Source organism: Anaerophilus nitritigenes (genome assembly GCF_004138215.1).
Classification (GTDB): domain Bacteria; phylum Bacillota; class Clostridia; order Peptostreptococcales; family Thermotaleaceae; genus Anaerophilus; species Anaerophilus nitritogenes.
In genome coordinates this window covers 103,905-115,729 of sequence record NZ_RYYS01000027.1, presented here as the reverse complement: position 1 = coordinate 115,729, position 11,825 = coordinate 103,905, and the positions used below count along the sequence as shown (strand labels likewise).

Sequence of the window (11,825 nt, the reverse complement as noted above, 5' to 3'; positions counted from 1 at the left end):
TTTATTTTTTTGCAAAAAATTAAATGTTGGAGTTATTCACCCCAACATTTATTATAGAACCGACATATATTAATATATGTCTATGTAGGAAGGTGATTTTTGTTTTTTGAGAACGCGGAAGTATAAAATATCTATAAAAGCTCATTTGCAAAGGAATAAGTATATTAAAATTAAGTAAGCTTCCTTATATTGCAAAGATCAAAAAGATGTCATTTAGTATTTAAGATAAGATGGATAGATAGACTACAATAAACTAGACAATAAAATTAAGGGAATGTAAACTAAACATTAAAAGAAGTGAAGTAGAAACAATCTAAATCTACAAGTTCTTGATAAGGAGGGTACATATGAACATTCAACAAATAAAAGAGAAAATTAAAAGCAATACATATAATTTTTTAAGAGACAATGAACATTTAGGGAATAATATTATATTATTAACTTTAGGTGGATCATATGCATATGGAACAAATGTGGAAGGTAGTGATTTAGATATTAGGGGTGTAGCATTAAATAAGCCGCAAGAATTGATAGGACTGAGTAATTTTGAACAATTTCAAAATAGGGAAACAGACACAACCATTTATTCATTTAATAAAGTAGTAAATCTTTTATTAAATACCAATCCTAATATTGTTGAGATGTTTGGCTGTAAAGAAGATCATTACTTGGTTTTAACGGATATAGGAAAATTATTAAAAGATCATATAGATTTATTTATTTCACAAAGAGCGATAGATAGTTTTGGAGGATATGCAAACCAACAATTAAGAAGACTACAAAATGCATTAGCAAGAGATCATTATCCACAAGCTGAAAAAGAGCAACATATATTAAATAGCATAAACAATCAAATTTCTCACTTTGAAAGAATTTATGCAGCAGAATATGGAATTAAATTATATATTGATAAATCTGATAAAGAAGATTATGAAAATGAAATTTTTATGGATATAAACACAAAACATTATCCATTGAGAGATTTTAATGGTATTTATTCAGAAATAAATAATATAGTAAAAGAATATGGAAAATTGAATCATAGGAATAGAAAAAAGGATGATTTACATTTAAATAAACATGCACAACATTTAATTAGATTGTATTTAATGGCAATTGAAATATTAGAAGGAAATGGCATTCACACTTATAGAGAAAATGATAGAGAATTACTGCTATCTATAAGAGGTGGAGCATATATGAAAGAAGATGGGAGTTATAGACAAGAATTTTTTGAAATGGTAAATGATTTAGATAAAAAATTAAAATATGCTGAGAAAAATACGACATTGAAAAAATCTCCAGATATGAAAAAGGTAGAAGAATTTGTAATGGAAGTAAATAAGAAGGTGATTTGCAATGAAAAATAAAATTCCAAGTAATGTAAAAATAATAATGAAAAAATTCATAGAGAATGGACATGAATGTTTTTTAGTTGGTGGATGTGTTCGAGACATGTTATTAGGCTTAGCTCCAAAAGATTATGATTTATGTACCAATGCCATTCCTGAACAAGTAGAAAAAATATTTCATAAAACAATACCTACTGGAAAAGACTATGGAACCATTACTGTAATGATTGACAATGAAGGATATGAAGTAACTACATATAGACTGGAATGTGATTATGATGGGAGAAGACCTAAAGTTGTTAAATTTTCTAATATATTAAAAGAAGATTTATCAAGAAGAGACTTTACCATAAATTCTATGGTAATGGATATTAAAGGTAATGTCATTGATTATTTTGGGGGAGAAGAAGATTTACATCGTAAGGAAATAAAATGTGTTGGAGATGCAGCCCAGCGGTTTAAAGAAGATAAACTTAGAATTCTTAGAGCTTTTAGATTTGCAAGTCGATATAATTTTACTATAAGTGATGAAATATACAATGCTATTCTTATAGATAACAATATTTCTAATTTAAGTAAAGAACGCTTAAGAGAAGAATTGAACAAAATAATAGTGAGTGAAAAACCTAGTGTATGGTTAATAAAAATGAAACATTTTGGATTATTAGAACAAATAATACCTAATATTTCTAAATGTTATGATTTTGATCAACATAATCCTAATCATAATAAAGATGTTTTTAAACATATATTATCAGTTATAGATAATATACAACCAAAGTTAGAGTTAAGACTAGCTGCTTTGTTTCATGATATAGGAAAACCAAATGTATTTACTATAGATGAAAATGGAATAGGGCATTTTTATTCTCATCATAAAGAATCTTCAAGAATATGCAGAAAAATTATGATAGATTTAAGATATTCAAACAAAGAGATAGAATATGTTTCTGAATTGGTTTATTATCATATGACAAGATATGAAAAATTAAGATCATCTTCAGTTAAAAAATTTATAAACAAAGTGGGAATAGATAAATTGGAAGATATATTTAAATTGTTTATTGCAGATAGGGTAAGTACCAAACCGCCTTATGATTTTGAAGAAATTTATAGATTGAAATTTGAATGTGAAAAGGTATTATCTGAAAAACAACCATTAAATATAAAAGATTTAGATATTACAGGAAGAGATCTAATAAATTTAGGTGTTCCACAAGGCAAGGATATAGGAATAATATTAAATAAATTATTAGAGAAAGTATTAGATAATCCCAAATTGAATAAAAAAGAATATTTGTTAGACGAGGTAAAATCATTATTTAAATAATATGTTCATTAAAATATATGTAAAATCATATAAAAAAAGTAAAATGAATATTGTATTTCAAAAAAAAATATGGTAATATAAACTCGGTTGACATGGAGACAGTCAAACCCACTCATTTTATCCATTTAATTGCATAGACCTATAGCAAATTCTGCTCTGATCTATAAGACAGGGACTGAAACGGCGAAGGGGAAATTTGTATCAAAGTATTTTTGAATTTTTTGCATGAGATTATGCATTTTTGAATCTTGTGTATGAAGTCATATTTTGATGAAAACCTTTTTATGCCTTTGGTCATAAAAAGGTTTTTTTAATGGAAGGAGGACAGAAAATGGAAGAATTTAAAAAAGAAGATTTTGTAGAAGATCCACGTTACAAGCAATGTAATAAAGAAGCATTAATGGGAATCGGTCTTGGAATTTTAAATTTAATTTGGTGGTACGCATGGGGATATGGATTAGGATCTACTTCTCCTGAAAAGTATACTTATGTATTTGGACTTCCTATGTGGTTTTTTATGAGCTGTATAGTAGGAGCTATTCTTTTTTCAGGTCTTACGATTGTTATGGTAACAAAGTTTTTTAAGGATATGCATTTAGATAAAATGGATGAAGATGAAATATAACAAAGAGGAGATAAGTTAGATGAATCATGTTAATTTTAATGTATTGATTCCTTTGATACTATATTTTATAGGAGTTTTTGTAATAGGTTTTTATAGTATGAAATTTGTTTCTAAAGCAAGTCAATCCGAAGGAGAAGAAAACGGTTTTTTATCTGAATATTTGGCAGGAGGGAGAGATTTAGGAGGCTTTGTTCTAGCTATGACTTTAGTAACTACTTACTTAAGTGCAGGAAGCTTTATTGGAGGACCAGGAGCTGCGTATACATTTGGAATGGCATGGGTATTTCTTGCTATGAGTCAGATGCCAACTGGATATTTTACTTTAGCTGTTTTAGGTAAAAAATTTGCAATTGTAGCTAGGAAAATAAATGCAGTGACTATTACGGACTTTATTAGAGCTCGTTATAAAAGTGATGCTTTGGTTATGATTTGTTCTTTATCTATTGTTGCTTTTTTTATTGCAGCTATGGGTGCTCAATGGATTGGAGCAGCAAGACTTATTGAAGGATCTGTTGGAATTTCATATCAAAGTGCACTCATTTTCTTTGCCATAACAGTTTTAATGTATACGACTATTGGAGGATTTCGTGCAGTAGCTTTAACAGATACATTACAAGGGATTATTATGACAATAGGAACGATAGCTTTATTTGTAGCTACGATTCATGCAGGAGGAGGAATTTCTTCTGTTGTTCAAAAAATGTATCAAATTAATCCAGGGCTAATTACTCCATATAGTATAAAAGAAGGTTTTGCAACAAAGGCATGGGTTACATCTTTTTGGATTTTAGTAGGGTTTGCAGTTGTAGGACTTCCTAGTGTTGGAATGCGTGCTATGAGTTATAAAGATACTAAAAGTTTAAAAAAAGGAATCATCTATGGGACTATTGTTTCTATCATATTAATACTGGGAATGCATTTGATTGGAGCATTTGGAATTGCAGTAGTACCAGGAATTGATTCGGGGGATTTGGTTGTTCCAACTATTACTACAAAGCTATTTCCAGCATGGATTGCAGGGATTATTTTGGCAGGACCATTAGCTGCTGTTATGTCTACAGTAGATTCTCAACTTTTAATTGTAGTAGGAGCCATTGTAAATGATGTTTATTCTAATTATATAAATCCTAAGGCAAAAAAAGATAGCAAAAGAATGGCAAAGATGAGCTTTGTAAGTACTATAGTAGTAGGAATTTTAGTGTTTGTTACTGCATTCAACCCACCACCTATTATGGTATGGCTCAATCTTTATGCTAATGCAGGTCTTATATCTACTTTTTTATGGCCTATCATATTAGGGCTTTATTGGAAAGGTGCCAATACAAAAGGAGCATTTGCATCTATTATTACAGGAGTAGGAAGTTATATTTTATTTAGTAAAATATGGGAAAGACCATTAGGTATGCATACCATTGTACTTCCTTTAGCATTGTCTTTGATTGCTTTTATTATAGTGAGTTTATGTACAGAAAAACCATCTAAAGAAGTAATTAAACTGTTTTGGGGAGTTTAAGAAAATTATTTTTTCCTCTATTTTTTTAAAAATAGAGGAATTCTTTTCTTCTATGAATAACTATAGTATAATAAACATAGTTTTAAAGCTGTTTTAGAGGAGAGAAATATATGAGAAATACGGATGCAGTTATGATAAAAAAAGCAATTGTTCATGTACTAGATAGAAATAGTGATGAACCTATTTTTACGGATTTTGAGCAAGACATACAAGAGGATGTACATGAATTTTTAGAAAAGCATATTATTAAATCTTTACAAGATGAGGAAAATAGAAAAGGAAAATTTCGTGGAGGAGTAACAGCTGTAAAAGATGCATGTATTAAAATTTTTACAGAAGAACAAGATTTTATAGAATGTTCAAAAGAAATAGCAGCTCATTTATTTAAAGCCATGAAAAGCAATAATAATATTTCTTCTTCGGATTTGGTGATTTGTTTATATGAATCTTTTGAAAAAAATTATGTAGGAATTTTAAAGCTTGACTATAAAAAGTCTTTTATTCATCAAGTAGAATTTGTAGAAGATAAGCTTAAAGTTTCTATTATACCTCAAACCATTAGTTTGCCTGGAATGAGTCAGAGACTTCAAAAATGTGCTTTTATAAAAGAAATTGATGAAGAAGATGAATATGATTTGATTGTTTTAGATAAACAAAATTATGGAAATGAGGAAGATGGAGAGATTGCACAATTTTTTGTTCAAAATTTCTTAAATTGCAGTATACTAGTAGATAATAGAGACAAAACAAAATTATTTAAAAAGGCTACTGAAAAATGGACAAGAAGAAATTTAAAGGAAGATATAGATAAAGCTCAAGAAGTAAGAGAAGAAGCTATAAATTCTTTGAAAAATTGTGCAGAAATAGATGTAGAAAAATTTACTCAAAGCATATTTGGAAATGATCAACAAATGCAGGAAAATTTTATTCAGCATCTAGATCAAGAAGGTCTTCCAGTAGAAAATTTTGATATTGATAAAAAATGGGTAGAAAAAAAGATGAAAAAAAGAAGTATCAAAACAGATACAGGAATAGAAATCAAAGGAGAATATGAAGATATAGAAGATAAAATGAAATTTGAAATCAGAAGGAATGGTGATGGTACTGTAAGTATTATTATCAAAAATGTAAGAAGTTTTCAAGAAAGATAAGGAGGAGAGAAAATGTTGAAATTTTTAGATATCAAAAAACAAAATATAACAGTTTTAAATAAAATGATTATTCATATGAATGCTCACTTTATTACAGACACTTCACAATCTTGGATTTTTAGCAATATAAAAAAAGAAGAGGGAATTTGTGAAGTCTATATCCATTACATATCTCCAGAAAATAATAAAAAGATGATGATGGAGCAACCTTTATGGAAAAGTTATATAAATGAAGAATTAAGAGATGAATCAACAAAAGAAAAGTTTTTTGAAAATATCTGTGAACCTATCATTCATGTAATTATAAATATTCACCATGATTATAAAAATTTATCAGAGGATTTATTTGAATTTGTGTATGGAGCGATCAAAAAAAATAATCCTGGGATAGAAGAAATCATTATTGATCGATTTATCTATACAGAGATTATTGAATCAGAAAAAGAATAAAAATTTTTATAAGTTTAAAAAAGGACACAAGATATAGTGATATCATGTGTTCCTTTTTAGTTTTGGTAGATTTATTCTAATATGTTTTTGATAGCACTTCTACAAACTTGGGTTACAAGATCCATATCTTTTTTTTCTATAATAAGAGGAGGATTAAAATAAATAACATCTCCAAGGGGACGCAAAAGAACTCCCATTTTAAGAGCTTCTTTATAGACCTCATATCCTATTCGTTTTTTACTCTCAAAAGATTTTTTGTTTGATGGATCTTGTACAAGTTCAATCGCATTAATTAAACCAATATTTCTTATATCGCCTATATATGGATGATTAGAAAAAGTTTCTTGAATTAGAGTATGGAAATACTCTCCATTAAGCTTTGCTTTTTCTAAAATATCTTCTTCATCAAGAATATTCAAAACCTCTAAAGCAGCTGAACAAGCAAGAGGATTTCCACAATAAGTATGACTGTGCATAAAGGCTTTTCCATCATTATAATCAGCATAAAAGGCATTAAAAATAGTGTCTGTAGTAACTGCAAGAGCCATAGGCATATAGCCACCTGTTAGCCCTTTTGATAGACACATAATATCAGGAGAAATTTGAGCATGTTCACAGGCAAACATCTTTCCAGTTCTACCATAGCCTACTGCAATTTCATCTGCAATCAAGTGTACATTATATGTATTACAACAGTTTCTTAATTTTTTGAGATATGCAGGAGGATAAATCTTCATTCCTGCTGCTGCTTGCACAAGGGGTTCAACTAGAAATGCACTTGTTTCATAGCCATATTTTTCAAAAGCTTTTTCTGCATTTTCAAAGCATTCTGCATTGCAATAATCACGAAAGTTTCCGTATTTGCACCGATAACAATCAGGACCTTCTATACGCACAATATCAAGTAACAAGGGCTTATAAATTTCAGAATACAAATCTACACCACCTACAGATAGTGCACCGAGAGTTTCACCATGATAAGCATCAGACAATGCCATGAATTTCTTTTTTTGAGGGTTGCCTGTTTGATAGTGATATTGAAAACTCATCTTCATGGCTGCTTCTATTGCTGAAGAACCATTATCTGTAAAGAAGAATTTAGTAAGCCCTTTCGGAATTTTTTTTGATAGTCTTTCGCATAGGTTAATAGCAGGTGTATGACTAAAATTTGCAAAGATGACATGTTCTAATTTATCAAGCTGCTGTTTTATAGCATCGCTAATTCTTTCATTACAATGGCCTAAAAGATTGCACCACCAAGAGCTTACCACATCAGCATATGGCTTGTTTTGTGTATCATAAATATATAATCCTTTTGCATGGTCTATTATAATAGGGGCAAGTTCTTCGTAATCTTTCATTTGAGAGCATGGATGCCAAATATATTTTAAATCTGATTGTATTAAATTCATATCTATACCTCCTTAAAAATGTCTGTAAGAATCGTAAGATCCATATCTAGATCACAAGCATGTTGAGCGACACATCCTATTACAGAAACTCCAGTCAAGGATTCAATTTGTTTTTTGTTATCTACATGAAGGAAATTTTCTTTGTTAAAGCTGTTTAATATAATTCCTTTTATGTTTATTCCAAGTTTTTTTGCATATTCTACTGTAAGAACGGTTTCATTTATTGTTCCAAGGCAAGAGGATGCAATAATAATAATATCTAGCTGTAGCATTTTTATAATATCAGTTAACATAATGGTCTGAGTATCTATTCGTAAGGGGCAGATAATTCCGCCACTTCCTTCAACACATATGTATTCATATTTGAATTTTAGTCGATCAAAATCTCTTAAAATAATACTTTTATCAACAGGATGATTTTCAATTTTAGCAGCAAGATGTGGAGATACTGCTGTTTCATAAATAAACGAAACAAGATTTTGAGGATCATCTTTGATTCCTGAAATATCACATACATATTTTGCATCTCCCGGAACAAGTGATTTTCCTGTTTTTTGTGCTCCACTTAAAGCGGCTTTATAATATCCTGCGTGGATGCCATGATCCCGAAGTTTTTTAACAATAAGAGCTGTTACAAAAGTTTTTCCTACATCTGTTCCAGTAGCTGTTATAAATAATCCTTTATTCATAGCATTTTCACTTCAAATCCAAGTTCTGAGATTATGCTAAGATCCTCATCAATGCTGATACCTGCTGTTGTTAGCATATCACCTGATATAGCACCATTTGCTCCAGACTGTAAGACGCTTTTACCTTTATCTTGTAAAAGTCCTCTTCCTCCAGCAAGACGTAGGGTAGCTTTAGGAAGAATAAAGCGAAAAATTGCAATGATTCTTCGTACTTCATTAATTGTAAGCAATGAAAGATTCTCGTAAGGAGTTCCTTTAATAGGATTTAAAATATTGATAGGAATAGATTTTATAGAAAGTTTTCTTAAATCAAGTGCCATGTCGATTCTATCCTCCATAGTTTCTCCAAGACCCATAATACCTCCACTACATACTTGAAGTCCAGATTTTTGAGCATCTTTTATAGCGTTGATCTTATCATCATATGTATGAGTTGTGCATATATTTATAAAATTGCTGCGTGAAGTTTCAAGATTATTGTGATATCTTTTTACACCTGCTTCTTTTAATTTGACAAATTGTTCATAGGATAATAATCCATGGGAAGCACACAAAGCAATATCACAGTTGGAAGTTATATTCTTATAACTTTTACATATATTTAGAACTTCTTTATCTGTTAATTTTCTACCAGATGTTACAACAGAATATCTTAGAATTCCCTTGCTATGATTATATAAAGCCTCTTTAAGAAGTGTATCATCATCAAGCAATGGATATTCTTCAACATGGACTGTATAATGAGAAGATTGGGCACAATATTTGCAATCTTCGGAGCATTTGCCGCTTTTGCCATTAATGATTGTGCAAATATCAAACCCATTGCCACAAAAATATTTTCTTATCTCATTAGCAGCTAAGCACAACTCTTCTAAATCTGCATGGATCAATTTTATTGCATCCTGTCTATGGATTTTATGTTTATTCAATATTTTTCTTTTTAATTCTTGAATCATTTGTGTAGGCCTCCTGTTTTTTAAAAAAAGTATAACACATACAAAATTGATTGTAAACTAAATAAACAAATAAGGTTTACAATATACTAACAAAAATTATTTAAAGAAATACAAAAGCTGAGATTTTTAAGGAATTTTCCCTTGAAAATCTCAGCTCATGAATTTTAGAGATATACAATCTGTAGATAAACTATTTTTTTATAACTTGATCTTCAGCAAACTTTATTAAATCTTCCATAGATTTTCCACCTACATAGTCTCCGCTATTTTGGCGATACGTAAGATCATTTGTATTTTCTACCTTTTGAGTTATAAGTTCACTTGAAATTTCAGTATCATATGTGGTAAAAGTTTTTTCATTTCTTTTGAATGTTCTTTTTTTCATAATTCATCAATCCTTTCAATTATAGTTTTTGTAGAAAAAAAAACCTTATACTTGGAAAAAATATAAAATAAATTACATATATAGGAATAAATCAGTTCTTTGACAATTTATTAAAATGTGTTATAATACATTATGTAAACCACCCCGCTCCACATCATTTTTAAAGGGGGTATTATTATGTTGAAAAATAAAAAGAAATTATTTTTAATGGCTATGATTATTATAATAGGTTTGATGGGCACTATAGCTTATTTTATGTTATGGAATCAACAAGAGCCTCAAAAGCTATCTTATAATCAATTCATGGATTATATTAAAAATGAAAAGGTTCAACGAGTATATTTATTAGATGAGCCCAAGATTAAAGGAATATTAAAGGATGGAAAAGAATTCATAACAGACAATCCAAGAACAGAAAATTTCAAAGAAATTCTTTTGACCCATAATGTTTTGGTAGAAGAAAATAAGGGAAGTCTTGTGGTTACTAATATTATTAGCTTTATAGGATTTATTATAGCTATTAGTGTTATGGGGTTTTTTTTATCTAAGCAATCTTTACGACAGACTTCTAGAGAGTTTTCAAAAATGTCTAGTATGGAAGCTATTGACCAAGGAAGTATAAAAATTACTTTTTCAAGTGTAGCTGGAAATGAAGAGGCAAAAGAAAGCATAAAGGATTTAGGAGATTTTCTACAGAATCCAGATAAATATGCAAAATATGGTGCAAGAATTCCAAGGGGAGTAATTCTTTATGGGCCTCCAGGAACAGGAAAGACTTTACTTGCTAAAGCTTTAGCAGGAGAAGCTAATGTTCCTTTTTATGCAGTTTCTGGATCAGATTTTGTACAAATTTATGCTGGATTAGGAGCAGGAAGAATAAGAAGTTTATTCAAGAAAGCAAGAGAAAAAGAAAAATGTGTAATATTCATTGATGAAATAGATGCTTTAGGGAAAAAAAGAGATGGACTAGGTGGAAACGATGAAACAGATCGAACTCTAAATGCATTGCTAACAGAAATGTCAGGATTTCATGATAATGAAGGAATTATCGTAATGGCAGCAACAAATAGACTAGATACTTTAGATGAAGCATTACTTCGTCCAGGTAGATTTGATAGACAAATTGAAGTTTCACTTCCTGATGTAAATGCTAGATATGAGATTTTAAAATTATATAGTGAAACAAAGCCTATTTCAAAGGATATTGATTTAAAGAATTTAGCACAGGAAACAGTGTATTTTAGTGGAGCTCAATTAGAAGCTCTTTTAAATGAAGCAGCTATTTTAGCTGCTAAAGAAGATGCAAAACAAATTGATACACATCATATAGACAAAGCTTTTTATACAGTGATTGCAGGAGAAGAGAAAAAAGATAGAAGTACAATTTCTCAAATTGACAGAAAAATTACGGCTTACCATGAAGCTGGACATGCATTAGTGACAAAGCTGATTGCTCCTGAAAATAAGGTAACAAAAGTTACGATTATTCCAAGTACAAAGGGAGCGGGAGGATTTAGTATGAATATTCCTCCAGATAGAATGTATCAAACAAAAAAAGAAATGCTTAGCCACATAAAAATTGCCTTAGCAGGAAGATGTGCAGAAGAGATGATTTTTGGAGAAGAAAATATTACCACAGGTGCAAGTAATGACATACAAAAAGCTACAGAAATAATCGTAACCATGATGAAAAAATTTGGTATGAATAAAAAAATAGGTATGATTAATTATGATGTTCTATATGGAAATAAGGGAAGCATGGATCATAAGTTATTAGAAGAATGTACAAAGACCATGGAAAATTTATATAAAGAAACGAAAGAATTATTACAACTTCATAAAGAATTATTGGATAAAATCGCACAACAACTTCTATGTAAAGAAACTTTAAATGAAGAAAATATCAAAGAGATCATTCAAAGAGTTGCTTAAAAAATAATGAAAAATTAAGGCATATCTACT

The 11,825-nt window shown here is 29.6% G+C and carries 11 protein-coding genes; 7 read left to right on the top strand and 4 right to left on the bottom strand.

The genetic code is table 11. From position 1 onward, the window contains the following. Positions 1-347 precede the first annotated feature (347 nt). From EK368_RS03730 to EK368_RS03705, 6 genes are all read left to right on the top strand, one after another. Positions 348-1,370, top strand: coding sequence for a DNA polymerase beta superfamily protein (locus EK368_RS03730; RefSeq protein ID WP_129596547.1), 1,023 nt, complete (start codon positions 348-350; stop codon positions 1,368-1,370). After that, positions 1,360-2,682 carry a CCA tRNA nucleotidyltransferase gene (locus tag EK368_RS03725; protein ID WP_129596546.1) on the top strand — a complete coding sequence of 441 codons (1,323 nt, stop codon included), beginning with the start codon at positions 1,360-1,362 and terminating at the stop codon, positions 2,680-2,682. Before EK368_RS03730 ends, EK368_RS03725 begins: the two co-directional genes overlap by 11 nt. Positions 2,683-3,013: 331 nt before the next feature. Further along, positions 3,014-3,307: a YhdT family protein gene (locus EK368_RS03720; RefSeq protein WP_129596544.1), complete on the top strand. Its 294-nt coding sequence runs from the start codon at positions 3,014-3,016 to the stop codon at positions 3,305-3,307. A 19-nt stretch (positions 3,308-3,326) separates the two neighbouring features. Then, a complete protein-coding gene (gene panF, locus EK368_RS03715) occupies positions 3,327-4,820 on the top strand; it encodes a sodium/pantothenate symporter (protein ID WP_129596542.1) in 1,494 nt (497 codons plus the stop codon). A gap of 110 nt (positions 4,821-4,930) precedes the next feature. Continuing rightward, a complete protein-coding gene (locus tag EK368_RS03710) occupies positions 4,931-5,971 on the top strand; it encodes a nucleoid-associated protein (RefSeq protein WP_129596540.1) in 1,041 nt (346 codons plus the stop codon). 12 nt (positions 5,972-5,983) lie between these two features. Further along, complete coding sequence (locus EK368_RS03705) at positions 5,984-6,421, top strand: hypothetical protein (protein WP_129596538.1); 438 nt, start codon at positions 5,984-5,986, stop codon at positions 6,419-6,421. Between the two features lie 71 nt (positions 6,422-6,492). Here the strand turns inward: EK368_RS03705 and bioA are convergent, their stop codons facing one another. The 4 genes from bioA to EK368_RS03685 form a co-directional block, all read right to left on the bottom strand. Further along, positions 6,493-7,833, bottom strand: a complete 1,341-nt coding sequence (gene bioA, locus EK368_RS03700) for an adenosylmethionine--8-amino-7-oxononanoate transaminase (protein WP_129596536.1) — start codon at positions 7,831-7,833, stop codon at positions 6,493-6,495. A gap of 2 nt (positions 7,834-7,835) precedes the next feature. Beyond that, entirely contained in the window at positions 7,836-8,522 is a 687-nt protein-coding gene (gene bioD / locus EK368_RS03695) for a dethiobiotin synthase (RefSeq protein ID WP_129596534.1), read from the bottom strand. Next, on the bottom strand, positions 8,519-9,478 hold the full coding sequence (gene bioB, locus EK368_RS03690) for a biotin synthase BioB (protein ID WP_129596531.1): 960 nt from the start codon (positions 9,476-9,478) through the stop codon (positions 8,519-8,521). Before bioB ends, bioD begins: the two co-directional genes overlap by 4 nt. A gap of 190 nt (positions 9,479-9,668) precedes the next feature. Beyond that, on the bottom strand, positions 9,669-9,863 hold the full coding sequence (locus tag EK368_RS03685; RefSeq protein ID WP_129596529.1) for a hypothetical protein: 195 nt from the start codon (positions 9,861-9,863) through the stop codon (positions 9,669-9,671). Between the two features lie 177 nt (positions 9,864-10,040). Between EK368_RS03685 and EK368_RS03680 the strand changes: the two genes are divergently transcribed. Beyond that, positions 10,041-11,795, top strand: coding sequence for an ATP-dependent metallopeptidase FtsH/Yme1/Tma family protein (locus EK368_RS03680; protein ID WP_129596527.1), 1,755 nt, complete (start codon positions 10,041-10,043; stop codon positions 11,793-11,795). Positions 11,796-11,825 lie beyond the last annotated feature (30 nt).